General features: G+C 70.0%; 23 protein-coding genes. 11 read left to right on the top strand and 12 right to left on the bottom strand.

Going from position 1 to position 24646, the window contains the following annotated elements:
- The first annotated feature begins 41 nt into the window (after positions 1-41).
- Positions 42-1187 carry a sensor histidine kinase gene (locus B073_RS0111060; protein ID WP_051093979.1) on the top strand — a complete coding sequence of 382 codons (1146 nt, stop codon included), beginning with the start codon at positions 42-44 and terminating at the stop codon, positions 1185-1187.
- A 43-nt stretch (positions 1188-1230) separates the two neighbouring features.
- On the opposite strand, the gene B073_RS39750 is transcribed toward B073_RS0111060, so the two are convergent.
- Positions 1231-1752 carry a universal stress protein gene (locus B073_RS39750; RefSeq protein WP_018538159.1) on the bottom strand — a complete coding sequence of 174 codons (522 nt, stop codon included), beginning with the start codon at positions 1750-1752 and terminating at the stop codon, positions 1231-1233.
- A gap of 230 nt (positions 1753-1982) precedes the next feature.
- Here B073_RS39750 and B073_RS0111050 point away from each other — a divergent pair, with 230 nt between their 5' ends.
- From B073_RS0111050 to B073_RS0111035, 4 genes are all read left to right on the top strand, one after another.
- The gene (locus B073_RS0111050; protein ID WP_018538158.1) at positions 1983-2633 is read left to right on the top strand and encodes a response regulator transcription factor; all 651 of its coding nucleotides are present in this window, start codon (positions 1983-1985) and stop codon (positions 2631-2633) included.
- Between the two features lie 123 nt (positions 2634-2756).
- Entirely contained in the window at positions 2757-3992 is a 1236-nt protein-coding gene (locus B073_RS39745) for an MFS transporter (protein WP_063740870.1), read from the top strand.
- 59 nt (positions 3993-4051) lie between these two features.
- Positions 4052-5059, top strand: coding sequence for an FUSC family protein (locus tag B073_RS0111040; protein WP_158690113.1), 1008 nt, complete (start codon positions 4052-4054; stop codon positions 5057-5059).
- Positions 5060-5298: 239 nt separating this feature from the next.
- On the top strand, positions 5299-5829 hold the full coding sequence (locus B073_RS0111035; RefSeq protein ID WP_018538155.1) for a hypothetical protein: 531 nt from the start codon (positions 5299-5301) through the stop codon (positions 5827-5829).
- A 15-nt stretch (positions 5830-5844) separates the two neighbouring features.
- Here the strand turns inward: B073_RS0111035 and B073_RS0111030 are convergent, their stop codons facing one another.
- Entirely contained in the window at positions 5845-6321 is a 477-nt protein-coding gene (locus B073_RS0111030) for a DUF6194 family protein (protein ID WP_018538154.1), read from the bottom strand.
- 58 nt (positions 6322-6379) lie between these two features.
- Between B073_RS0111030 and B073_RS0111025 the strand changes: the two genes are divergently transcribed.
- Positions 6380-7144, top strand: coding sequence for a MerR family transcriptional regulator (locus B073_RS0111025; protein WP_026247261.1), 765 nt, complete (start codon positions 6380-6382; stop codon positions 7142-7144).
- A gap of 54 nt (positions 7145-7198) precedes the next feature.
- On the opposite strand, the gene B073_RS0111020 is transcribed toward B073_RS0111025, so the two are convergent.
- From B073_RS0111020 to B073_RS0111005, 4 genes are all read right to left on the bottom strand, one after another.
- On the bottom strand, positions 7199-8044 hold the full coding sequence (locus tag B073_RS0111020; RefSeq protein ID WP_018538152.1) for an alpha/beta fold hydrolase: 846 nt from the start codon (positions 8042-8044) through the stop codon (positions 7199-7201).
- Entirely contained in the window at positions 8041-8634 is a 594-nt protein-coding gene (locus tag B073_RS0111015) for a TetR/AcrR family transcriptional regulator (RefSeq protein ID WP_018538151.1), read from the bottom strand. Before B073_RS0111015 ends, B073_RS0111020 begins: the two co-directional genes overlap by 4 nt.
- Positions 8635-8949: 315 nt before the next feature.
- Positions 8950-9915, bottom strand: coding sequence for a GNAT family N-acetyltransferase (locus B073_RS0111010; RefSeq protein ID WP_018538150.1), 966 nt, complete (start codon positions 9913-9915; stop codon positions 8950-8952).
- 118 nt (positions 9916-10033) lie between these two features.
- The gene (locus B073_RS0111005; protein ID WP_018538149.1) at positions 10034-10750 is read right to left on the bottom strand and encodes a TetR/AcrR family transcriptional regulator; all 717 of its coding nucleotides are present in this window, start codon (positions 10748-10750) and stop codon (positions 10034-10036) included.
- Positions 10751-10879: 129 nt separating this feature from the next.
- On the opposite strand from B073_RS0111005, the gene B073_RS0111000 reads away from it, so the two are divergent.
- The 5 genes from B073_RS0111000 to B073_RS0110980 all read left to right on the top strand — a co-directional run bounded on the left by B073_RS0111000 (position 10880) and on the right by B073_RS0110980 (position 18170).
- Positions 10880-12436, top strand: a complete 1557-nt coding sequence (locus B073_RS0111000; protein WP_018538148.1) for an FAD-dependent monooxygenase — start codon at positions 10880-10882, stop codon at positions 12434-12436.
- A 243-nt stretch (positions 12437-12679) separates the two neighbouring features.
- A complete protein-coding gene (locus tag B073_RS0110995; protein ID WP_026247260.1) occupies positions 12680-13915 on the top strand; it encodes a glycosyltransferase in 1236 nt (411 codons plus the stop codon).
- Between the two features lie 909 nt (positions 13916-14824).
- Positions 14825-15133, top strand: coding sequence for a hypothetical protein (locus B073_RS0110990; protein WP_018538146.1), 309 nt, complete (start codon positions 14825-14827; stop codon positions 15131-15133).
- A 107-nt stretch (positions 15134-15240) separates the two neighbouring features.
- A complete protein-coding gene (locus tag B073_RS0110985; RefSeq protein WP_018538145.1) occupies positions 15241-15864 on the top strand; it encodes a DUF488 family protein in 624 nt (207 codons plus the stop codon).
- 230 nt (positions 15865-16094) lie between these two features.
- Positions 16095-18170 carry a SpoIIE family protein phosphatase gene (locus B073_RS0110980; protein ID WP_051093978.1) on the top strand — a complete coding sequence of 692 codons (2076 nt, stop codon included), beginning with the start codon at positions 16095-16097 and terminating at the stop codon, positions 18168-18170.
- 54 nt (positions 18171-18224) lie between these two features.
- Here B073_RS0110980 and B073_RS0110975 read toward each other — a convergent pair whose 3' ends face one another.
- The 6 genes from B073_RS0110975 to B073_RS0110950 all read right to left on the bottom strand — a co-directional run bounded on the left by B073_RS0110975 (position 18225) and on the right by B073_RS0110950 (position 24641).
- Positions 18225-18881 (bottom strand): HD domain-containing protein, encoded by a 657-nt coding sequence (locus tag B073_RS0110975; RefSeq protein WP_018538143.1) that lies wholly within the window; start codon positions 18879-18881, stop codon positions 18225-18227.
- Between the two features lie 32 nt (positions 18882-18913).
- Entirely contained in the window at positions 18914-20302 is a 1389-nt protein-coding gene (locus B073_RS39740; protein WP_018538142.1) for an NCS2 family permease, read from the bottom strand.
- Positions 20289-21104, bottom strand: coding sequence for a hypothetical protein (locus B073_RS0110965; RefSeq protein WP_018538141.1), 816 nt, complete (start codon positions 21102-21104; stop codon positions 20289-20291). Before B073_RS0110965 ends, B073_RS39740 begins: the two co-directional genes overlap by 14 nt.
- On the bottom strand, positions 21101-22525 hold the full coding sequence (locus B073_RS39735) for an MFS transporter (protein ID WP_018538140.1): 1425 nt from the start codon (positions 22523-22525) through the stop codon (positions 21101-21103). Before B073_RS39735 ends, B073_RS0110965 begins: the two co-directional genes overlap by 4 nt.
- 27 nt (positions 22526-22552) lie before the next feature.
- The gene (locus tag B073_RS0110955) at positions 22553-23485 is read right to left on the bottom strand and encodes a nucleoside hydrolase (protein WP_018538139.1); all 933 of its coding nucleotides are present in this window, start codon (positions 23483-23485) and stop codon (positions 22553-22555) included.
- 70 nt (positions 23486-23555) lie between these two features.
- Positions 23556-24641: a glycosyltransferase family 4 protein gene (locus B073_RS0110950; protein ID WP_018538138.1), complete on the bottom strand. Its 1086-nt coding sequence runs from the start codon at positions 24639-24641 to the stop codon at positions 23556-23558.
- Between the last annotated feature and the right edge of the window lie 5 nt (positions 24642-24646).

Raw genomic sequence — 24646 nt, 5'->3', positions numbered from 1 at the left:
TTCCGCTGCCGCCATCATGGTCCCGGGGTACGGCCGGTGACATGGCGGCGGAAGCCTCCCGGAATGTGGCCTGGGTTCGACTGCTCATGCTGGTGCCGCTCGTGCCGGCCGGGCTGCAGGCAGGCCGTTCCCTCGCGGCGCTCCCTTTCGGCCTGCTGGCAGTGGGCTATGCGCTGTGGGCCGGGGCCCGTCTGCTGTGGGTGTACCGGCGGCCGGTCACCGATGTACGCGGTGCGGCGGCCGCGCTGGTTGTCGACCTCACGCTGATCACTGCCTTGGCGGCGGTGTCCGGTGGCCGGAACTCGGCTGTGCGCTACGCCTACTTCATGTGGCCGATGGCCACGGTCCTGTGGCAGCTTCCGCTGGTGACCGCGGTGTTCGGCCTCATCTGTGTGGTGGGGTACACCGTGATGTCGGTTCCGGGACTGCCGTCGCAGTACGCCGACTGGACCTGGTCGGTGATGTCGGACGAGACGTACCTGCTGTGGACCGTGCTGGCGTCCATCGTCATCGCCGAGCTGTTGAGGCGCCGTACCAACCGGATCCATGAACTGCTCCGCGCCCGTGAAATGCTGCTGGAGGACGCACTGCAGGCAGAAAGCCGCGAGCGCGGCGACCTCGCGGATGCGCTGCACGACGGGCCGGTGCAGACCCTTACGGTCGCGGTACAGGATCTGGACGAGGTGGCCGAACGGGCCGATGGTGACCTGCTCGCACCGGTTCGTGCACAGCTGCGCGGGACCATCGGGGAGATCCGGGGCATCATCGTCGATCTCCACCCGCAGGTCCTGTCCACGAAGGGCCTGGGGCCGGCGCTGCAGGCCATGGGCCAACGGTGCGCGCAGCGCGGCGGCTTCGGCGTCGACTACGACATCCAGGCATCCGAGCCCGTCGCCCACCGGGAACTCCTCTATTCCGTGGCACGGGAGCTGCTGACCAACGTCGTCAAACACGCACGGGCCACCGAGGTCTCCGTGCGCCTGCACACCACACAAGGTGGCGAGACGGTGCTCTCCGTGCGCGACAACGGGACGGGGTTCGACCCGGCGCTGGCCCAACAGCGGCTGCGCGAAGGGCATATCGGCCTGGCGAGCCACTGTGCGCGGGTGGAGAGCGCGGGCGGGCGGTGGCAGGTGGAGAGTTCGCCGGGTGGCCCGACCACGATCGAGGTGCGTCTTCCTGCCTGAGCGGCCGAGTCGGCGTGGTGTCGATGCCGGTGCGGGTGGGCGTTCACAGGGCGGGGTGGGATTCCGCACGCTCGGATTCGGCATGCTCGGATTCCGCAGGCTCGGATGCCCCATCGGGTACGACCAGCACCGGGCCCGCCGCGTGCCGCAGGCAGTACCGTCCCACCGATCCGCTGACCAGGCGGCTGAGCACGCCCCGCGAGCCACCGCCGATGACCAGCAGGTCGCCTTCCCGGTCAGCGGCCCGCACCAACAGCGGGCCCGGCAGACCGCGGGCCACCAAGGGGGCGCAGGAGGCGCAGTCGTGCTGATCGTCGAGGACGCTGTCGCAGATGCAGGTCAGACGGTGCCTGGCAGCGCTGGCGAGTTCGCGTTCCAGGTCCGGGTCCGGCGGCCAGAGCATGTCGATGTAGTCGCCCTGCGGTGAGGAGTAGATCATCACCGGGCACAGTTGTGCCTGGTGGCGGCGTGCCTCGTCGGCGGCCCGCCGCAGTGCGCGGGAGCTCCCGGCCGAGCCGTTGACGCCGACCACCACGCGGCGCACCGCAGTCATCGTGTTGTTCATCGTCGGCAGTCCTTCCTCGTCCCTTGCGAGTCCGTGGCGAGTCCGTTGCAAGTTCCTGGCTCGCCGCGTTCCACGATAGGAACGGCTCGACCCCGCGCGGATCGGCCGAGTGGGCCATCGGACGGTCGACGGCCCCTCCCCCGTCCAGCTTTTGTGATCACCATGGCCGACGGTTACGTTGTGCTTCGAGTGCTTGTTTCCGGTTTCCGCACCTGACGGGAGTGGACTCCATGGAGACCGAATCCGGTACGCCGGTGACCGTGGTGATCGCCGACGACCATCCCGTCTACCTCCAGGGACTCGCCCGGGGATTCCAACTCAGCGGACAGATCGACGTGGTGGCCGAGTGCGCGGACGGCGAGTCGGCTCTCCAGGCCATCCGGGACTTGGGTCCTCAGGTTGCCGTGCTGGACTACCGGCTGCCGCGGATGGACGGCATCGCGGTCATCCACGCCATGACCCGGGACGGGCTGCCCACCCGGGCGCTGCTGCTGACCGCCACCACGGACAGCGCGGTCGTGTACCGGGCGGTGGAACAGGGTGCGTACGGCTATCTCGCCAAGGACGCGCCGCGCTCGCGGATCGTGGATGCGGTGGTGAAGGTCGCCCAAGGTGGTCATGTGATCTCGGAGGACGTGTCCGGGGGGCTGGCCGAGGAGATCAGGATGCGGGCCGACCACGACGCGCCGGTGCTGTCCGAGCGGGAGCGGCAGGTGTTGCGCGGTTTCGCCGAGGGCAAGAGCATCCCGCAGCTGGCCGCGGAACTGTACCTGGGAGCGAGCACCGTCAAGACCCATACCCAGCGGCTGTACGAGAAGCTGGGCGTCTCCGACCGGGCAGCCGCCGTGGCCGAGGCGATGCGGCGACATCTGCTTGAGTGACTGCCCCAGGCAGAGCTCTCGCGGCGTTCTCGCGGAGGGCGGCCGCCCCGGGCCGAAGCGGGCCGATCCAGACCGATCCGGCGTCGAGATGAGCCCGCAGACCTGCGCCCGTACGGTGAAATCATGGCCCGAGCCAGGCAGGAAGCATGGGTGACGCGGCAGTCCGGTCAGTCGGACCGGATGCCGTTTGTGCTGGTGACGGCGGGTTTCTGGTCCGCGTTCGACCGGTTCGCCATGACGGCGGTACTGGTGGCCATCGCCGCCGGTTTCCATGTCAGGCTGTCTGCGGCGGTGGCGGTGGCCAGCGCCTATTTCTTGGCCTATGGCTGTCTGCAACCTGTCTGGGGCGTGCTGTCCGACCGGTTCGGCCGGGTCCGGGTGCTGCGTTTCGCGCTGGCGGGCGCCCTGGTCGGTGGGGTGGTGTCGACGGCCGCCCCGTCCCTGACCGTTCTGCTGGTGGCGCGCGCACTGAGCGGTGCCTGTTACGGCGGCGTCAATCCCACCTCGGTCACCTACGTCGGGGACCTCGTCCCTGCGGACGCGGTCAAGCGTGCGCTGTCGCCGTTCTACGCGGCGGGTGGGTTGGGCGTCGCCGCCGGTATCGCCCTGGGCGGCGTCATCGTGAGCGCGGCCGGCTGGCGCTATGTCTTCGCCGTGCCCGCGGTCGCGGCATCGGTCCTGGTCGTGGCGGTGCGACGGCTGCCGGAGCCGGATCGTTCCCCGCCCGGCAGGCCGCTGGCTCAGATGGCCTTGGTGGCGCGTTCCCGGCAGGCCATGCTGGTGGTCCTGTGCGGGTTCCTGGCGGGCGCGGTGGTGCTGGGCTGTGTGACGTTCCTGCCCGCGCTGCTGCAACACCACGGCGCCTCGGCCTCCGTTGCCGGTCTGATCTCGGCCGTCTTCGGACTCGCCGGCCTGGTCTGGTCGCTGGTCTACGGCAGGCTGGCCCGGCGCGTGCCGCGGTGGGGACTGACCACCATCGGCGGTGTCCTGGCCATCGCTGCTTTGCTCGTCGCCGCGACCGGGGGCCGGCTGTCCACGGTCGTGGTGGCCGCAGCCCTGCTCGGTGGCGGGTGGATGTTCACCAATTCCTCGCTCGCCTCCCGGGCGGCCACCGTGCTGCCGAAGGTGCGGGGAACGATGGTGTCACTGTATGTGACCGGCATGTTCGTCGGCGGCGGAGTCGCTCCCGCCCTCGCCACGGACTTGGCCGACCGCGGTGCCTACTCCGTCATCTTTCTCATCGGAGCGGGCGTTGCGGTGCTGGTCACGTTGCTGGCCGGCCTGAGCGATCTGCCTCAACGCAACCACGGGGAGGCCGGAAGGCCCGGGGGACGCCGGCCGGTGTCCGAGCGGCGGTGAGCCATGCCCGGCAAGGCGCCTTCCAGGAGATGTCGCGGCTGTGCTCGTACCGTGGTGCCGTGGTGATCCGCTCGCGAGTTCGCGCGGTGTCGGACGCGGTCGCCGAACTGCTGCGCCCCGAGGGACGGCCGCGGTACGCGGACGGGGTCGCCGCCGGGGTGGCGTTGGCCGGCCCGCTCGCGGTGGGTGCCTGGGCCGGTCATGCGGCCACGGGGGCGTCTGTCGCCGTCCCCGCGGTGCTGGTGGCGATGCCCTTCCCGGCCGGAGCGAGCCGCGCCGAACGGGCTCGCTGCCTGGCGGTCCGTACGGTCGGCGTGACCCTGGCCGGGATCTATGTGGCCCTGGCGGGGAGCGGGGTGGCGGCTCTGGCGCCTGGGGTGGCGGTGGCGGCCTTCATCGGCGCGCTGGTGCCCCGGATGGGGACCACGGCTGCCTTGGCCGTGCTGCTGGTGGGTATCACCGGTGACCGTGGCCATCCCGTGCTGCTGCCGGGGCTGCCCCAGCTGGTGGGATGTCTGTGGACGACCGCACTGCTGTTGCCCCTGCGGCCGGAGGCGGCCCGGAGCGACGCTCCCGGCCAGGCCCATGCGGTCGGCTCGTCAGCCGTCGCCGTCCGCCATGCCGGTCGACTGGCGCTGCTGAGTGGGGCTGCCACGGTGGCCACCGGTTGGCAGGGTTCGCTGTGGGGCGAGGGCCACTGGCTGGTGACCTCGCTGTTGTTGTCGTTGCAGCCCACCCCCGAGGGCACCCGTACCAAGTCCGAGAAGCGGGTGCTGGGCAACAGCCTGGGCGGGGTCGTCGCCGCCGTACTGCTGCTGGCCCGCCCAGGCGCGTACGCGGTGGCGGCCGTCGTCGGCATCTCCGGCGCGCTGGCCTACGCCTTCCGACCTGCCAACTACGCCTACTGGGCACTGGCCTCGCCCGTGCTGCTCCTGCTGCTGAGCGACTTCGACAAGCCGATGCCCTGGTACGCGGCGGTGGTGCGGGTGGTGCTCAACCTGCTGGGCGGTCTGCTGGCCGTGCTGGCGCATCGCTGGCTGTGGCCCGCCGCGAGCCGCGCCGGATGACCGGCACGGTTCGCGGCGGCCTGCGGCCGGCAGCGGGCCCGGTCAACCTGGTGCGGGCAGGCCGGGGACCCGCGCCTCCACCGATCAGCGGACCGCCTGGCCGCCGCTCTCCTCCCTTCGGTCCCCCGCTGGACCCGCCACACGGCCGACACCCGAGCGCCGTCCGTTTTGTACCGTTGACAGGGCAGACCGGTCGACAAACGGAATCCCCCTTGATCCCAGGTGAGGAGCTTGTTGCCATGGATCGCACATCCGCCGTGCTGCACCGCGCCCTTTCATCCCTGCGACTGGCGGCCCAGCACATCGACGAGCGGACCGCCGCCCCACCACAGGACTGCAACTGTCTGCGGGCCGCAGCCATGATCTGGACCGACGAGCTGGCCGCACTCAGCGGAATGAGTGCGCAGCTCGCGGTGGCCCACCCGCGCGGTGTGCAGCTCATCCACCACGTCTTCCGACCCGACAACAGTCCCCAACGACTGGCCACCGGTGACGTACTGCCGCACGACTCCGCGGCCGCGCGAGTGCTGACCGCACCGCACGACGGGCGCTGCGCTTTCGTACGCCAACCGAACTCGCACATCGCCGAGTTGGCGACCGTCGTGCCCTGCCCGGAAGCGCCGCAGTGCGCCGCCGCACTGAGCGTGACCGGGCCGGACGACCTCCTGGACCCGGCTGCTCCCGGATCCATCCGCTACCGCCACCTGCTGCGCCGGACCGCGGCATCGATCCGATCGAGCGTGGTCGCCGGAACGCCCACCCGGGCCTGAGCGGGCCGGCGGACGTCAGTCTCCAGCGCCCTTCCCATGTTCCTGCCGCCGCTCGAAGCGGGCCCGAGCGGCGTCATGGGCGACGCGCAGCAGTTGCGCAACCGTGTCCGCTGTCCTCTCACCGGGACTGACGACACAGACCCAGCCGAGCTCGCCGTATACCGGGTGCGGCAGCACGGTGTCGGTGCTTGCGTGGTCGCGCTGGAGGGTGAGCCGGCGCGGCTGCTCCCCGGTGAGTTCCGCGAACGTCGCGCGGTCGACGTGGAGGTTGACCCGCCAGCGGTCCGGAGCGTCCAGGCCGGACGCGTCGTCGCCGGGGTAGTTCTTGGTGACGATCGTCCCGTAGGGCTGGACGTTACGGGGGACCTGTCCGTCCGGTGCGTAGTAGAAGAACGCGTCTCCCCACACCAGCTCCGGGAAGGCGCCTCCCGGCTCGGCGACGACCACGAGTGCACCGTCGAAGCCTCGTACGGTCGCGATGATCTGTTCCATACTCATGGTTCAAGCATCACCTTCAAGTGCTTATGTGGGGTTGGCGTTGGACGAGCGGATGAGTGGTGCCCAACAGGCACCGCTCCGCACGGTGGATGTCGCGGGCGCGTCGGGGTACTCGCTGCAACAGGTGCGCGACCTGGAGCGACTGGGGGTCATTCCCCCAGCCGCCCGGTCGAGGAACGGCTACCGGTCCTACGCGCCCCTTCACGTGCAAGCCCTTCGCGCCTATCGAGGACTCGCACGTGCCGTCGGCCCCGTCGCGGCCAGGCAGCTGCTGACGGAGTTGCGGACCGCGACGATCGCGGAGGCAGCCTCGGCGGTCAGCGCGGTCCATGTCCGCCTCGCACAGGAACGCGACGAGGCCCTGCGCGCCCAGCAGGCACTGCACGCGATACGGGCAGAAGGGCACGCGCCCACGTTCCGGTCGGCGAGTGACGCGGCCAGTACCGCGGAGCGCGACACGATGACGATCACGCAGCTCGCCGGTGCGCTCGGCGTCCGTCCCTCGACCCTGCGGTTCTGGGAGCAGGAGGGGCTGGTCAGTCCCGAAAGAGTGACCTCACTGCGAGCGCGTCGCTACGGACTTTCCGACATCAGGGCGGCCCGTATCGTCGCGGCGCTGCGCAATGCCGGTTACGGCATTCCCGCGGTGCGCGAGATCATCGGCGGTCTGCGCAGGCTCGACGGCCTGGGAGAGACCGAACGCGTCCTGCAGCAACGCCTGGACCAGATCGCGGCGCGGACCGTGGCACTGCTCGAAGCAGGCACGGACCTGGCGGCCGTCGTCAGGTCCGCCCAACGCCCGCCAGCCGCTGGGTAGTTGACCCAGCCCGCCGCCTCGCCCCCCGCCTCAGGGCAGGTGAGGGGGCCGGTTTCAGGAACGGAAGGCTTGACGAAGCCGCTCGGCGAACTCAGCGGGGTGTGTGGTCGTGCCGGTGTGCCCGCCCGGGAAGTGCAGCAGCGGCGCACCGAGACGCTCGGCCAGGGCAGCGGCCGTGCGGTACGGCAGCTCACCGCGCGAGTCCTGGCCGCCGCCGATCACGAGCCGGTCCGACAGTGCCTGCAGCCGGTCGATGTCCGGGGAATAGGGCATGAAGCTGGGCACGATGCGACTGACGAAGAACGGCAGGTTGGCCATCGTCTGCTCGGCCCGTGCCGCTGCCTGCGGCGGAAGCTTGAGCTCTGCCTCCGGCTCCGGTCCAGTGGTCTCCGCGCCCCCTTTCGTCAACCCCGCGGCGAACACGGCCATCGCCGGCATGAGCCCCTCGGTGCGGAACGTCTCCTGCACGTGGGCGACGAGCGCGCGGTGTTCGGCAGCGTCCGGCAGGACCTCCACCACCGGCGGCTCGTGTGCGACGAGACGTTCGATGCGTTCGGGGTAGGTGGTGAGCAGATGGAGGGCGGTGATCGCGCCCGAGCTGGCGCCGAACACCCGGGCAGGCTCGTCGGGCGACAGCAGTTCCAGCATCCGCGACGCATCGTCGGCGTGCACGGCCACGCGCTGCTCGGCATGGGGGTCGTCCAGCGTGCTGCGGGACATGCCGCGCGGGTCGTAGGTCGCGACGGTGTGTTCGGCGGCCAGGTCGTCGACGATGCCGTCGAAGGCGGCGGCGCCACCCGCCCCTCCCGGTATCAGCAGCAACAGCGGTCCGCGGCCGCGTACTTGGTAGTGCAGGGTCGCGCCGCGCACAGGCAGGCTACCGATGGTCGGGGCGGTCATGAGGGCTCTCCTTCTCGGGACGGGGGCCAGTGCTCCAGGAGGTTGTGCAGGGCGTCGAGGGCACGGACCCAGGACCGCTGCGGCGTACGCTGGTGCGCGAATCCGCCGACGGCCTCCAGGGCGACGAACCCGTGGAAGGTGCTGCGCAGCAGTCGGACCGCGTCCGTCAGGTCGGGTTCGGTCAGTCCGTAGCCACGCAGCATGCCGTAGGTCAGCTCGATAGCGCGCCGCGGTCCGGGTGCCTGTGCGGCCAGCTCGGGGTCGATCTGGATCGGTGTCTGCGTCGCGGTGTAGCGGCCGGGGTGCTCGTGGGCGTAGTCGCGCCAGGCGTTGGCGAACGCGACCAGTGCGTCCTTGCCTGCCCGTCCGGCGGTTGCCTCGGCGATACGGATGGTCTTCTCATCCGCCGCCAGCAGGGCGATCCGTCCGCGCAGGTCCGCCAGATTCCGCACGTGCGAGTAGAGACTCGCGTCCTTCACACCGAGCCGCCGTGCCACCTGCGACATGGTCACCTGGTCAAGCCCGACCTCGTCCGCCAGTTCGGCACCCGCGATCGTCACCCGCTCCGCCGTCAGCCCGGCCCGCGCCATACGTCCTCCCGCAATCCCCTAGGGGCTCTAGTTATAACCTAGGAGCCTTAGGAATGCCAGTCATTTGCGGCGCAGGCCGGCCCGGGACGGACATGTCGTGATGGGGTGGCCGGCGTGAGGTGGCTGAGCGACTGCTCCCCCGAGGCACTTGCGGATGCATTGCGGGTCGTCGCGCCGGAGTTGAGCGTGCGCCCGATCGCGATGCGCCCGCTGGTCGGCGGCAAGGACGACACGCTCTGGCGGTCGTCGAGCGCGGTCGTCGACGGGCGGTTCGTGGTGAAGTCCGCCTGGTCGCGTGACTTGTTGGGGGCTCGCTCAGAGGGGGCGGGTGAAGGTGACGCGGTCGAGGGAGGGGCCGTCGTAGTGAGGGATCGGGGTGGAGTTGGTGAAGCCCATGGCGTTGTGGAAGGCGATGGAGCGGGCGTTCTGGGGGGAGGTGATGGCCTTGACGAGCGTGCGGCCCTCGGCGCGGGCCATGTTGAAGAAGCGTTCGTAGAGGTGGCGGCCGAGGCCGGAGCGGCGCCAGGCGGGGGCGACGCCGCTGAAGTGGATGTACGCCTCGTCGGGCTCGGACGGTGAGAGGAAGCCGATGACGAAGCCGGCCAGTTCACCGTCGCGCTCGGCGATCAGGCTGGTCGCGAAGAAGTGGTTGACGAAGACGCGCGTCAGGGCGCGGGAGGCGGGGCGGCCCCACCAGTCGTCGACCACTTCGACGATGGCGTCGAAGTCCTCGGGCTTCGCGCGGCGGGTCGTGAAGGGCGGCAGCGCGTTGCCCTGGGGCGAGGCGCCGAGTTTCCTGCGGAAGACGACGCGGTGCTGGCCGGGACCGTCGTAGTCGCGGTGGACGGGCAGGCCGTCGGACTCGTGGTCGCCGGCGTACGGCTCGAAGCCCATGGCCCGGTGGAAGGCGATCGAGCCGGTGTTCCGCGGTGCGGTGATGGCACGTACCTCGGTGCGGCCGGCCGCTGCGGCGCGGTCGAAGAACAGGCTGTAGAGCCTGCGGGCGATGCCCTGTTGACGCAGTTGCGGGTCGACGCCGACGAAGTGGATGTACGCCTGGTGGTTGTCGTCGGCCGAGTGGAACCCGATCAGAAACGCGCGGATGCCGGTCTCGTCCTCCAGTACCAGGCTGGTCGCGGCGAAGTGCTGGAGGAACAGCCGCGGCAGAAGAAGTGACAGCTCACGTGCCTGTTCGGGGGTGCGGGAGTCACCCCACCACTGCTGGACACACTCCACGAGAGTGGGGTGATCGGCCGCGCGGGCCCGGCGTATGTGGTGCATGCCTTGCCTTCCGTTGGTTCGGTTGCTGCCGTGCTTGTTGTCAAGGCTGTCGAGGTTGTCGTGGATGTTGTGGATGCCGCGGTTGGTGTCGGCAGCCGTTCCGCCCGGGTGGCTGTGCCTATCGGCTCTCGACGGCTGCGGCGAGGCCGGCGAGCAGGCAGTTCAGGCCGAATGCGAAGCGAGCGTCGGCGTCAGGGTCCTCCGCTTCCAGGATGCGCCGGTTGAAGTGGGGGTATCGCCCGGAGTCCACCACCTGCTGGACATAGGCGCCGACAGACGCCCGCCACTGCTCCTCGGTCATGCCTGTGCTGTGGTGGGCCTCCAGTTCGGCCAGTTCGGTGGAGACCGCGCCGAGTACGTAGGTGTTGACTGCGTTGACGATCATCCCGGCGAGAGTGGCGTCCTCGGTGGCCTTGCCTGCCACGGCGAGCGCCCGGTCGCTGCGTTCGATGACGTTGGGGCCGAGGGCGGGCCGGCGGGATGCCTGCTGCGCCAGCCACGGGTGCCTGAGCAGTGCGGCACGAAAGCGGCGGGCCTCCTCGGTCAGCCCCGCACGCCAGTCGTCGCCGGGTGGTTCCAACGGTGGCTCCTCGCCGTACACCGTGTCCACCATCAACTCGATCAGCTCGTCCTTACCGGCGATGTGGCGGTACAACGACGTTGTGCCGGAGCCCAGTTGGGACGCGATGCGCCGCATGGACAGGGCTTCGATGCCTTCGGCGTCGGCGATGTCGATCGCGCAGCGGACGATTCTCTCCTCGCTGAGCGCCGGCCGACTGCCGGGCCGGCGGTCGCGCATCCAGATCAGCGTCGCGGGCTGTGACTGAGACGGCATAGGCACAGTGTACGTGTTCCCGTACAGTGTTCCCGAAGTGGGAACACTGTTCCCACTTCCTTCCGCACGGCATTTCCCGTGCGGTGCACAGACATGCGTGAAAGAGACATGCGTAAGGGGGAGGAAACCATGTCCAAAGTCCCGGTTCTGATCGTCGGTGGGGGCACCATCGGCCTGGCGACTGCGGTGTTCCTGGGCCACCACGGGATTTCGTCGCTCGTCGTCGAGCGCCGCCCTGAGCCGTCGATCCACCCTCGTGCGCTCGGGTTGAGCCTGCGCACCCTGGAGTTCTTCCGCGAGGTGGGGCTGCGGAAGAAGTTGGCGGATGTCGCCGTGCGCTCGGCCGGTCTGTGGCGGGTCGACGCACGCACCGTCGCCGATATCGACCGCAGCCGCCCCGCACCGGCACAGAACCCGTCCGTCCCCTCCGGCGCCTCTCCCGAGACGGCGGACGGGCACTACCCGCAAGACCGGATCGACGCCCTGCTCCTCCCGGCCGCACGCGAGCGCGGGGCCACCGTCGAGTTCGGCGTCGAGGCGATCGGGGTCGAGCAGGACGCCGAGAAGGTGACGGTGACGCTGTCCGACGGACGCACCGTCAGCACGGACTATCTCGTAGCCGCCGACGGCGTGAACAGCTCGGTGCGCGGCATGTTGGGAATCGGCACGACGGGCCCGGGCGCCATCGGCGATGTCACCTTGAACATCCTGTTCACCGCCGATCTCATCGACCGCTTCGGGTCGGTGCCCGCCATGACACAGATCCATCATCCCGACGTGGCAGGCATCCTGCTGGCCGTGGGCGAGCGGCGCTGGGTACTGCACACCCGTCCGTTCTCCGACGGAAGCCGGTCAGTGGAACACTGCAGGGAAGCGGTGCACACGGCGATCGGAGCAACCGACATACCGGTGGAGATCCTCAGCGTGCTGCCGTGGCGCGGGACCCTGCGGATGGCGGACCGCTTCCGTTCCGGGCGGGCCTTCCTGGTCGGTGACGCCGCACGGGCCGTGACTCCCCTGGGAGCGTTCGGTCTGAACACCGGGATGGCCGACGCCCACAACCTGGCCTGGAAGTTGGCCATGGTGCTGGCCGGCCAGGCGGGCGACCGTCTGCTGGACAGCTACCACGAAGAGCGTCACGCGGTCGCCGAACTGGTGACGCGTCAGGCATGGCTGCGCTGGGAGAATCCTCGGCTGCACTGGGACCCGTCGGCCGCGGACGAGCGCCGGGCCGCAGGCGCATGGAACGCCCCGATGGTCACCATGGGCTACCGGTACGACTCCTCAGCGGTGCACGGCCCGGTCGCGGACGTTCCGTCGACTGAAGATGTCACGGCGAGCCTCGACGGAGCGCCGGGGTCGCGCGTTCCGCACCGTTGGCTGAACGGCTCGGACGTCTCCACCGTGGACCTCAACGCCTCCCGCTTCGCGGTACTGGCCGGACCTGCGGGGGAAGACTGGTGCGCAGCCGCACAGAAGCTCGGCGCCTCGCGCGGCATCGATCTGCGTGCGACACGCCTCGACGCACAAAGTGCCACGGCGATGGGACTTGACGACACGGGCGCGGTCCTCGTACGGCCCGACGGCTTCATCGCCTGGCGCTCCCAGACAGGCGGGGACCCCACCATTCTGGAGGACGTCCTGACCTCGATCACAGGCGCCGGAACGGGAACGGAGCGTTCGTAGCGGACCGATCGGCGCTGCCCGAATCCCCGTTCCCAAAGCGGACGTTCGGCCGCCTGCGCCGCTTCCGCCGCCTGGGAACCGCTGGGAGAAGCACACCGCCCCCATCGACAGTGGACGATGGGAGGAAAGGAAGGGCCCTACCAAGATCAAGATATAGCGCACCGGGGGGCTTGCGGCAAGGCCCGGGTCGTGCCGCAGAATCGCCGACCGAAGCCAAGTACGCAAGGGCAGGGGAGTCGGGAAATGCGTGTGTTGTTGTTGGCGTACGGGTCGCGTGGGGACGTCGAACCCATGGTGGGACTCGCGGTGAGTCTGCGCGCACTCGGCGCGGAGGTGCAGATGTGCGCGCCGCCGGACTTCGCGGAGCTACTCGACGGTTTCGGCCTCCCGTTGGTGCCGCTCGGCCAGTCTGTGCGTGAGATGGCGACCAAGGCGGTGACCGGGGCGACGAAGTCGGCGCCGGCGGTGGGCCTGTCCGAGCGTGCGGCCCAGATGGTCGCCGCGACGTACGAACAGATCGCCACGGTGGCCGAGGGATGCGACGCGGTGGTGGCGACCGGCTTGATCCCGGCAGCGGCCGCCGCGCGATCGGCCGCCGAGAAGCTCGGCATCCCCTACATATTCGTGGCGTACTTCCCGACCTATCTGCCGTCGCCGCACCACCCGCCGCTCGTGTGGCCGGGCCGGCCGCTCCCGCCGGACGTGACAGACAACCGAGAGCTGTGGGATCTCAACACGGAGAACATGAATGCCCTGTTCGGCGAGGCGATCAACACCCACCGCGCATCGATCGACCTGCCCCCGGTGGCCAACGTCCGCGACCACATCTTCACCGACCGCCCGTGGCTGGCGGCAGACCCCAACCTGGGACCTTGGCTGCAACCGGCGGACCTTGACGTAGTGCAGACCGGCGCGTGGATCCGCCTGGACGAACGCCCGCTCCCGGCCGACCTGGAGGCGTTCCTGGACGCCGGCTCACCACCGGTGTACGTGGGCTTCGGCAGCATGCCCATACGCGATGCACGGGACGTCGCCCAAGCGGCCATCGAAGCAGTCCGCGCCCAGGGCCGCCGCGTGCTTCTCTCCCGAGGCTGGGCCGATCTGGCGCTGACCGACGAGGGAGACGACTGCTTCGTCGGCGGCGAGGTCAATCACCAGACACTGTTCGGCCGCGTGGCCGCCGTCGTGCACCACGGCGGCGCAGGCACCACGACGACGGCCGCCCGGGCCGGCGTGCCTCAGGTGGTCGTACCGCAGATGGCCGACCAGCCGTACTGGGCCGCCCGGGTGGCCGAACTGGGCATCGGCGCGGCACACGACGGCCCGACCCTGACCTTCGAGTCCCTGTCAGCCGCGCTCAAGACGGCCCTGTCCCCCGAGACACGCACACAAGCAAGGCGTGTGGCCGGCACCATCCGTACCGACGGGGCAACGGTGGCCGCGAAGCTGCTGCGCGACATGGTGGGCGAAGAGCGGTAGGCGAGGAAGGGCAAGCAGTAGCCCCATGGCAGGGGCGCCAAGACGCGGATGCGAATGCGGATACGGAGGCATCAGGACTCCCCTGCCCTTCTGCCGCTATGGACTTGCCACCCCGCTGGTTTCCACATCTCAGGCGCATTTCAGGCGCAGTGTTCTCCCCGCCTGCGGCTCGGGACCGGAGGCGGGGAGAACACACAGGAGAAGGATGCGTGTGCTCCCCAGCCTTGCCCGGGGCGACACACCCGGCAACTTCGGACCGGCTATGTGTGGACTGTTCAGGGGTGGGCGCGATCGGCCCGATGGGCGTGCAGGAGAACTGACTACCGCCCCCATGCCCTATGCCTCATGCTCTTTCCGCGGGGCGTACCGGGCGGCGGGGAAAGTTATCTTCGTCGCGATATCAATGCCGAGAGCAGCCGGTTCAGGTATCGATCCGGTGCTGCAGTCCCCGACTCGCCCTGTTCGGGAGATTCCAGCGCCAGCCGGGGACTGCAGAAGTGCCCTGTGCCGGCGATATACCCCGAGTACACAGTCCAGCAGGCACTCACGGCCCATGGGACGACGACCAGGCCCGGGCCGCAGGCCAACTCTAGGGGCCCGCTTTACGCCTGGCAGGTAGGGACACGCATATGCCTGCAGCATTGCAGCAGCAGCTTTGCCACTCACTCTGCGGCGATCGAAGCGGGCGTCACCCAGAAATCCGCGAGTTCAAATCCCGGAAAGTCCAGCCCCGCCATAAATCAGATCGATAATATTAACCGACTCATAAGGTGTCCTGGGTGGACAATTTCCCGACAATCGTGGAATGCGGCGCGTCACACCATGGTTAAAAGATAGACGCACTAATGTTTCGCAGCGCAGGGAGTCGGTCAATCGCCGATCGCATCCGCCTCAATCTACGGAGATGAAATGCGCAAGCTTCACAAGGCTGCCGTCGTGCTCGCCACCCTCGGCGCTCTTGGCGCCCTCGGTGCCGGCACCGCCCACGCCAGGATGAGCGGACATGGCGGGGGTCAATCCGGCATCAGCGAGGGAAACCAGTGCCGGTCGCACGACTTGAACGTCGATGTCCTCGGTGAGGTCGGGATTGCCAACGGCTTGCTGGGCGACGCGCTCGGTGGCGAGGGTTCCCCGGGCGCCCAGTCCACCAAGATGGGCTCGGACATGGGCTGCAACGACTCCTTCGGTGGCGGCAAGTCCGACCACGACGAAAAGTAAGTCAGCCGAGTCTGCAAGGGCATCGGCTTCGCGAACCGTCCCCCGTGGCCGCAACTGGTCATTCCGTACGGGAAGAAGGGGCACGGAACGGAGAGGGGCCGCTGTCCATGACGCAGTTCGAGCCCGAAGAGCGGCCCGGCGATGCCGACGGCACAGCGTCGGCATCGCCCTCTGGGCCCGGCGCCGCCAAGCTCCTGTTGACCTTCGGCCACGGCACTGCCGACGCCGCGGAGATGACGGAGTTGTTGCAGGGGGCCGAGGTGCGCCGCCTGGTCGATGTGCGCAGGGCGCCCGGTAGTCGGCACAATCCCGACGCCGGGCGCCTCGCCATGGAGCGGTGGCTGCCACGAGGCGGCATCGCCTATCGCTGGGAGCAGCGGCTCGGTGGTCGGCGAGCCGCCCGGCCGGACACGCCCGATACCGCACTGCGCAACCGGGCCTTCGTCGGGTACGCCGCGCACATGCGCTCTGCGGAGTTCCTCACCGCAGTCGACGACCTGCTCGCCGACGCCGCCGCGGAGCGCACCGCGGTGATGTGCGCGGAAACCGTGTGGTGGCGCTGCCACCGGAAAATGATCTCCGACTTCCTGGTGCTCGCCCGCCAGGTCAAGGTGCTGCACCTGATGCACGACGGCACGCTGCACCCGCATCTGACCAGCCCGGAGGCACGGCTGTGGCCGGAACGCGGGCTGCTCATCTACGAGGCGGGGCAGCAGTTCCTCCCTGGCTGACGCCGGCTGGCGACCGACCCCGCTCTGCTACCGGTCCCGAGCGCTTCGTGCGGCTACTTTGCGTGACGTGGCGGTTGGCGTGGCGTTACGTCCGGCGTGCGAGGACTGGGCTACCGGCCGGTCCGGGGCGACGATGGAGTCAGCGGAGAGCGCGGACGGCGGAATGCGCCGACCGGAGACGGTACGAGCCGAGTGGACAGTTCGTAGCGGACGGCGGAGGCGGGCCTGGGATGAGCACTGCCGGATCCTTGTGGGCGAATGGCGGCGGGGCGGCCTCCGGGCCGTTCGAGCCGAGTGGCCTGCTGGACGTGCTGAGCGTGGCGGCCGTCGTGCTGGACGCCGAGGGGCGCATCGTGCTGTGGAGCCCGCAGGCCGAGGAGCTGTTCGGCTACACCGCTCAGGAGGCGCTGGGCCAGTACGCAGGGCGGCTCATGGTCCACGAGCGGGATTTCGGCACGGTGGTCAAGCTGTTCGACGAGGTGATGTCCACCGGGCAGGGGTGGGCCGGTGCCTTTCCGGTCCGGCGCAAGGACGGCAGCACGCGGGTGGTGGAATTCCGCAACATGCGCCTCCTGGACGATCGTGGGGACCTCTATGCTCTGGGCATCGCGAGTGACCGGGCGGCCGTGCGGAGGGTGGAGCGGGACCGGGCACTGTCGGTGCAGATGGTCTCGCAGTCGCCCTACGGCCTGGCGGTCATGGACACCGATCTGCGGTATGTCGCGGTCAACCCGGCTCTGGAGCGGATCAACGGCATACCCGCCGAAGCGCACCTCGGCCATACGGTCCGCGAGGTCCTACCGTTCCTGGACATCGACGTCATCGAGTCCGCGGCGCGCCAGGTTCTGGAGACCGGGACCCCGCTGATCGATCAGCCCGCCGTCGGCCGCACTCCCGCGGCTCCGGACGAGGATCACGCCTGGTCGGTCTCCTATCACCGGCTGGAGGATGCCGCCGGAACGGTCCTGGGCGTGGTCATCTCCGTGATGGACGTCACCGAGCGGTACTTCGCGGAGATCGAGGCCGACCGCGCCCGCCGTCGGCTCTCCCTTCTCGTCGACGCCTCCGCCCGGATCGGCACCACCCTGCAGCTGGACCGGACCGCACACGAACTGGCCGACGTCGCCGTACCCGACCTGGCCGACATCGCCGCCGTGGACCTGCTCGACGACGTCCTGCAAGGGGATCGTGCCCATGTGACACCCACCGGGCCGATCGTCATCCGGGCCCTCGCCGTCAAGATCGACCACCCCACCGAGGCGCTCCGTGCCGCCGACCCGCCCGGACACATCGCCCAGTACCCCGCCGATCGCCTCGTCACCCAGTGCGTGCACACCGGACGCCCGGTCTTGGTGCGCCACGTGGAGGAGCAGGACCTGAGCCGTATCGCCCGCAACGACCAGGCGGCGAAGCTCCTTTCCCGGGCGGGGCTCCATTCCTATCTCGCGGTTCCGCTCACCGCCCGCGGAGAGGTGCTCGGTGCGCTGGATCTCAAACGCACCCGCAACCCGCTGCCGTTCACCCCGGACGATGCCGTCCTGGCGCGCGAGCTGGCGGCACGGGCAGCCGTGCAGATCGACAACGCCCGCTGGTACCAGAACGCACGCAACACCGCGGTCACGCTCCAGCGCAGCCTGCTGCCCGAACACCCGCCCCACGCCACGGGGTTGGCGGTCGCCTCCCGCTACCAGCCGGCCGGAGCCGCCAGCGAGGTCGGCGGCGACTGGTTCGACGTGATCCCGCTGGACGGCGACAAGACCGCACTCGTGGTCGGCGATGTGATGGGCAGCGGCATAGCGGCCGCCGCGACCATGGGCCGGCTGCGCACCGCGACCAGTACCCTGGCGGAACTCGAGCTGGCCCCCGACCGGTTGCTCGAACAGCTCGACAAGATCACCGCCCGGCTCGTTCACTACATCGCCACGTGCCTGTTCGTCATCTACGATCCCCACCGCCGGCGATGCCAGATCGCCAACGCCGGGCACCTGCCTCCCGTCCGCGTACGTGCCGGCCGGGATCCGGAGTTGCTCGAAGTGCCAACCGGCGCGCCCTTGGGGGTGGGTGGCGTCACCTTCCGCACCACCACCTTCGACCTCGCCCCCGGGGACCAGCTGGTCCTCTACACCGACGGGCTGGTCGAAACCCGGCACCAGCACCTCGACGACCGGCTGAAGAAACTCCTCAGCCTGCTCGACGATCCCCAGCGCCCCATCGAAGACACCTGCGACCATCTCCTACGAGCGCTGCGCCAACCCGACAACCACGACGACGTCGCCCTTCTCATCGCCCGGGCGCGGGACCAGTAGTGGTTTGTTGCAGTGCTTTGTTCGCACGGTGACCGGACCCGGGCCCGGTTGTCGTCAGGTGGTGGGGTCGGCGCGCGGGACCCAGCCGTTGTCGGCTCCGGTGTGGATCAGGTCCTGTGCGTAGCGCCAGAGGTCCGCGGAGGCGTCCTTGATCACGGACTTGCGGGTGAGGACGTCCCGTTCCGTCACTCCGGGTGTGCGCCAAGTCCCGCCGCGGTTCCCGTAGTTGAGGAGAAGGGGTTGGAGGCGGTCCATGGCCTTGGCGAAGCGTGCTTCGGGTGTACGGCGTCCTTCGAACTCGTCCCAGAGGGAGCGGAAGTGGGCCTGCTGGTCGGGGGGCAGGAGGGCGAAGAGCTGGTCCGCTGCGGCCTGTTCGCGTTCTTCCTGGTCGGCGGCGGCTGCGGAGTCGTACAGGAAGGTGTCTCCGGCGTAGATCTCCACCAGGTCGTGGAGGACGACGAGGGCGAGGACCTTGCTGGTGTCGATGGGCTCGTCCGCGTATTCGGCGAGTACGAGGGTCATCAGGGCGAGGTGCCAGGAGTGCTCGGCGTCGTTCTCCTTGCGGTTGGCGGCGAGGAGGGGGCTCTGGCGGAAGACGTCCTTGAGCCGGTCCACTTCGATGATGAACTCGATCTGGCGGCGCAGTCGTTCGGGGGTGCCGTCGGGCTGGGTGATGGACTCGGCGAGCCGGGCGGTGTCGTCGTTGGGCATGGGCTTGCTCCTTGGCGGGTTGTGTGCGCTGTTCAGAGGTTGAGGTACTGGAGGAGCACGCTGGCGGTGAGGACCGTGGTCGTCACCCAGAGCGCGGGGTGGGGTCGGCGGCGGCCGAGGATGCTTGCTGCCGTGGTCACGAGGAAGGCGGCGGCCATGGCCTGGTCGATCGCGAGGGTGGCGAGGGTGACAGCGACGGCGGTGGCCGTGACGGCCAGGTCCAGGCGATGCGCGCGATCCGGTCGTACCGGCCGGTCGGCTCGGTCCGGGTGAGGTGTGGTGAGCATTTTGACCGCTACGAAGACCAGCGCGCCGGTGGTGGCCTCGACGGGGACGTGGGCGAGCAACGGGCTGAGGAACAGGCAGGAGAGCAGGAGCAGTCCGGTGACGAGGGCCGCGATCCCGGTGCGGGCGCCGGCGCGGATGCCGACCGCGCTCTCCACGAAGGCGACGAAGCTGGTCGAGCCGGCTGCGGATCCGGCTACGGTGGCGCCGGCGTCGACGAGCAGTGCCTGGCGCATGCCGGGCACCTTTCCCTGGGCGTCCTGCAGGGGGGTGTGCGCGGACAGGCCGACGACTTTCGCGATGCTGCCGAAGAAGTCGAGGGCGAACAGCACCAGGATCACGCTCCAGGCCCTGGGGTCGGCGATCACGGTGAGGTCGAAGCGGAACAGTGCGGCCCCGCTGCCTTGGACGCTGTCGTGGAGTGTCTGGGTGCGGATGCCGGCGAAGGCACAGTAGACGGCGGCGGCTGTGATGCCACCGAGGATCGCCGCGGCGGGTGCGCCCAGGGCGTCCAGGACCAGTGCGGTGGTGAGGCCGAGGTAGAGGGCGATGGCCGGTGGACCGGTCCAGTCGCCCAGTCCGGACAGTCGGCCGTGGGAGGTGGTGACGAGATGGGCGATCTGCAGGCCGACGAGGCCGATGAAGGTGCCGACCGCGGCGGCGAGGGCCGAACGCATCTGTGGCGGGATGGCGTTGATCACGGCTTCGCGCAGCCGTAGCAGGGATACCGCGAGCATGGCGACGCCGGACCAGAACACCATGCCCAGTGCCTGGGGCCAGGTGTAGGCGAGGGTGCCGACGACGGAGAAGGCGATCATCGCGTTCATCTCCATGCCGGGGGCCACCGCGAAGGGCAGTCTGGCCCACAGGCCCATGGCGATGGTGGCGAGGCCGCCGACGGCCGCCGTGGCGAAGAAGGCGGCGGCGTGCGGAATGCCTGCCTGGCCGAGGACGGCCGGGTTGACGACGACGATGTAGGAGAGCGCCAGGAAGGTCGATATGCCGGCGGCGATCTCGCGGCGCCAGGTCGAGCCTCGGGTGCTCAGGGAGAAGTACCGGTCGACGGCTCCGGCGGCGGACTCGGGTGCGGGTGGGGGCGGTTCGGGGCGGAGCCTGGGCTGTTCAGGCGTGGCCACGTCGCGGTCCGCGGGGTGGGAAGGCGGGGGTGAGGGGGCTGATGGTGTCTCCGACGTCGCCGAGCAGCACCTGTTCGGGGGCGTCGGGTCGGACGGCGTAGAACTTTCCGTTCAGTGTCCCTGAGACATGGCCGACGTGGACGGTGAGGGTGACCTCCAGTTGTTCGGCGTACCTGGCCAGGGCGAGTGCGCCCTGGAGGGTGGAGTGGCAGGTGAAGATCTCGGCGTGGGCTCCGGGGGCGAGGGTCAGCTGGAGCATCGCCATGAGGGTGACGCCGCTGGCCACCACGCCGTCGACGATGACCAGTCGGTCCGTCGGCGAGGGCAGCCAGGCGTCGACGCCGACGAGCAGTCCGCCGTCCACCGGCATGCGTTTGGCGTGCGGTGTCCAGCCCCGCTTGTGGGGGAGGACACCGAGGCGCTCGGCGAGGATGCGGCCCTCGCGTTCGGGTGCGATGACGGTCGTGCCGGGTGCGGACGCGCTGTGCTGTGCCTGGACGGGCAGCATTCCGTAGATGTCGAGCAGTGCCCGGAGATAGCGGCTGCGGTCGGCGTGGCGCTGTTGGGGGAGGTTGGCGACCGCGGTGACGGCGGCCATCCGCTCGACCACTCCGGGACGGCCGGTGGAGGCGACGCGTACGGTGTCCGGCAGCGTGCCCGGGGCGTGCAGCGACGCCAGCAGTTGGGGGTCGAAGTGGACCAGGTGGCTGAAGCAGGTGTCGTGGTGTTTTTCGAAGTCGTCCACGGTGCGCCGGGCCTGCGGGAGGAGTTCTGTCCGGTCGAGTAGGCGGGCAGCGGTCATCGACGGCCTCCGGTCCTGGGCTCTGGGGTCTGGTCTGGTCGGGAGATCGGGGCGGGTGCTCGCCCGGTGCGGACGAGGAGGGAGAGCGCCGACAGCGCGGCCGCCGTGGCGATGACCGCGGTGACGCAGAACGTCAGGACGAAGTCCGGGGCCGTCGGGTGCTCCCCGTGGAGCAGGACCAGCAGCGCCAGGCCGAGGGAGCCGCCGATGTACTGCGCCGTGGTCACCAGGGCGCTCCCGGTCGCGTTGCTCGCCTGCGGGAGGTCGCGGGTCCCGGCGATGAACATGCCGGTGAACGCCATGCCCTGGCCGAACCCGCTGAGCAGCAGGCCGGGCAGGAGGCCGAGCAGGTATCCGGCGTCGAATCCGACGGCCGGGGCGAGTGCCAGGAGGCCGGCCGCACCGGTGAGGAAGGCCGTGGACAGCAGCCGCCGCAGCGGGATCCGGCCGGCGAGTCGGCCGGCCACCGTGTTCCCCACGGTGATGGCGCCGGCCAGGGGGAGGAAGGCCAGGCCGGCGGCGAGCGCGGGGTAGGCGCGGACTTCCTGGAGGTAGAGGGTGACGAGGTAGAACTCGGCGCCGAAGCTGGCCATGTACAACGCGGCGACCAGGCAGGCGACTTGGAGGGTTCGTACGCGCAGCAGGGGCCGGGGGACGAGCGGCCTGCGCCTGGTCTGGCTGAGGGCGAGCAGGCCGCCGGCCAGGACGGCGACGGCCAGCGCGGCGGCGACGACGGGGAGGGCGGGGTGGGTGCGGGAGAGTTCGGTGCAGGCGAGGACGAGGGCGACGACCGCGGTGCAGGCGGAGAGGGTGGCGGCGGTGGCGACGGGGGTACGGGCTCCGGCCGCGGGGGAACGGAGTGCCTTCCCGGCGGTGAGCAGGCAGATCGCCACGATGGGGAGATTGAGCCAGAAGATCCACTGCCAGGAGGCGACCGCGAGGATGGCGCCGCCGGCCGTGACGCCGAGGGCGAGGCCGACGGCGCCCGTGGTGCCCCAGACGCTCACCGCCCGGTCGCGCTGCGGCCCTGCCGGGTAGGCGGAGCTGAGCAGGCCCAGTGTCGCGGGTACCAGCAGGGCCGCGGCCACTCCCTGGCCGACGCGTGCGGCGATCAGTACCGCGGCGGAGGTCGAGAGTGCGGCGCCGGTCGAGGAGACGGCGAAGACCAGTTGGGCGGTGAGGTAGATCCGGCCGGCGCCGAAGACGTCCGCCAACTGCCCGCCGAGCAGCAGGAATCCGGCGAAGAAGATGGCGTACGCGCTCACGATCCACTGGAGGGCGACGGCGGAGAAGTGGAGGCCGGTCCCGATGCCGGGCAGCGCGACGTAGATGATGGAGAAGTCGAGCGCCACCAGGAGTTGTGCGCCGGCCAGTGCCGTCAGTAAGCGGGCGCCGGGCGTCGGAGCGGGGGGAACGGGCACGGTCGGTCAGCCTCCGTAGGTCGACGGTCAGCCCAGGGCGGTGAGCGCCGTCATGAACACGTCCCAGAACCGTTCGGTGTCCAGGCGTGTCGCCACCCGGGCGTTGGGGGTCCTTCCGGTGACACCGTAGAGGTCGATCACGGTGGCGCCGCGGGTGAACTCACCGTGGAGTTCGATGGAGACGGGGGCTTCGACGCATTCGACGAGGGTCGGGTCGAGGACGCGGGCGACGGCGACGGGGTCGTGCAGGGGCGCGTCGGGCAGGTCCCAGATCTGGTCGTAGGTGCTGGAACGGAAGCCGAGGAGGGCTGCGGACGCCTTGCTGATGTGGGTGCCAACGTCGGTGATCCGCCGGAGCACGTCGCGGGTGACGGGTGCCTGGTGGGTGACGTTGAGGCCGCAGTACGTCAGGGGGACGCCGCTGGCGAGTACTTCGTGGGCGGCCTCGGGGTCGACGAGGATGTTGTACTCCGCGTAGGGCTGGGTGTTGCCGCGGTGGGTGGCGCCTCCCATGCACACGATTTCCTTGATCTTGTCCTTGTCCTGTGGGTGGCGGGCGAGGAGCCCGGCGATGTTGGTCTGGGGTCCGGTGACGACCAGGGTGAGGGGTTCGGGGCTGTCGGCGAGCAGGTTGTGGATCAGGTCCACGGCGTGTGCGGAGTGCAGCGGCACCTCCGGTTCGGGGAAGTCCCAGCCGTCCAGGCCGGTTTCACCGTGTACGTCGTCGCCGATCAGCAGCTTGCCGGTGAGCGGTTTGGGGTATCCGGCGGCGACCGGCACGTCGAGGGCTTTGGCCAGTGAGCACATGCGCCGTGCGTTCAGGGCCGTCTTCTCCACGGTCTGGTTGCCGGCGCTGGTGGTGACGGCCTTCAGTTCGACGCGGGGGTCGCCGACGGCGAGCAGGATGGCCATCGCGTCGTCGTGGCCGGGGTCGCAGTCCAGGATGATGGGGGTGGGCATGGGGGCTCCAGGTGTTCGGTCGGGAGACTGTGGCGGGTGGGTTCCGGTGTTGCTGGGGACGGGGGCCGCGTTACGCCTTGTCGGCGAGGGTCTGGTAGTAGGCGAGGTGGCGTTGGCCTGCGGTGGCGAAGTCGTCGCGGAGGCGTTGGGCCAGTGCGCGGTCGCCGGCGGTCGGTACGACCGGGGGGCGGTGCACGGCGTCCCTGAGTGCGCCGGTCAGTGCCTGGACGTCGCCGGCGGGGACGAGCGTGGCGGCCGAGTAGTCGGCCAGCAGCAGCGGCAGGTTGCCGGAGTCGCTGGCGAGGATGCGCCGTCCGCAGATGACGGCCTGGGCGACGGACAGCGAGAACGGCTCTCCGTGCGCGCCTCGGTCGATGGTGGGGTGGATGACGATGTCGCTGGCGCGGATCGCGGCCCAGCTCTGCGGGGGACGGTAGTGGGTGAAGTGCACGCGTCCCTTCTCCTGCCAGGCTTCGGCCCGTTCGAGGAGGGCACGGGGGATGCCCGGGGGCCAGATGAGGTGTTGGGTTCCGGCGTGGACGAAGTGCAGCTCGGTGCCCTCGTCCAGCAGGGTCATCGACGCCTCCAGGCTCAGGTGCGAGCCCTTCCAGCGGGTCATGCGGCTGGGTTGCAGTACGGTCGGGTGCCCTTCTCCGGGGAGCCGGTACGGCTCTTCCTCCAGCGGCAGGGCGAGCGCGAGGGTGGTGACGTCGGCATCGGGCAGCCGGTGCCGGACCTCGTCGGCGACGAAGGCGGAGTGGGCGACGACCGGCCCGGGGAGGGTGGCGAGGAACTCCCACTGTTCCGGCTGTTCGTCGATGTTGTGCAGGTCCAGGACGAGGCGGCCGCGCCATCGGCGCTCCCGCAGCCGTGCCACGACGGCCGTCACGACCTCGGGTTTGTGCCACTGGGGGTTGTGCCAGTGCACGAGGTCCGCGTCCAGGCACCGTTCGGCGAGTGCGGCGGCGCGGGCGGGGACGAAGGGTTCGGCGATGTCGAGGGCAGGATCGTAGTCGCAGCCGGGTGACTGGCGGGTGCCGACCACGGCCCGGACCTCGCGGGTCAGGGCGCCGAGCTGGCGGACGACCGCGTGCAGATGGGTCTCGACACCGCCGGTGACCGGCAGTCCGGTCCAGTGGACGTGGAGGATGCGCACCGCTC

It is taken from the genome of Streptomyces sp. MspMP-M5 (assembly GCF_000373585.1).
GTDB lineage: Bacteria > Actinomycetota > Actinomycetes > Streptomycetales > Streptomycetaceae > Streptomyces.
Note: the sequence above shows the minus strand (reverse complement) of the source record. Positions and strands in the feature narration are given on the sequence as shown.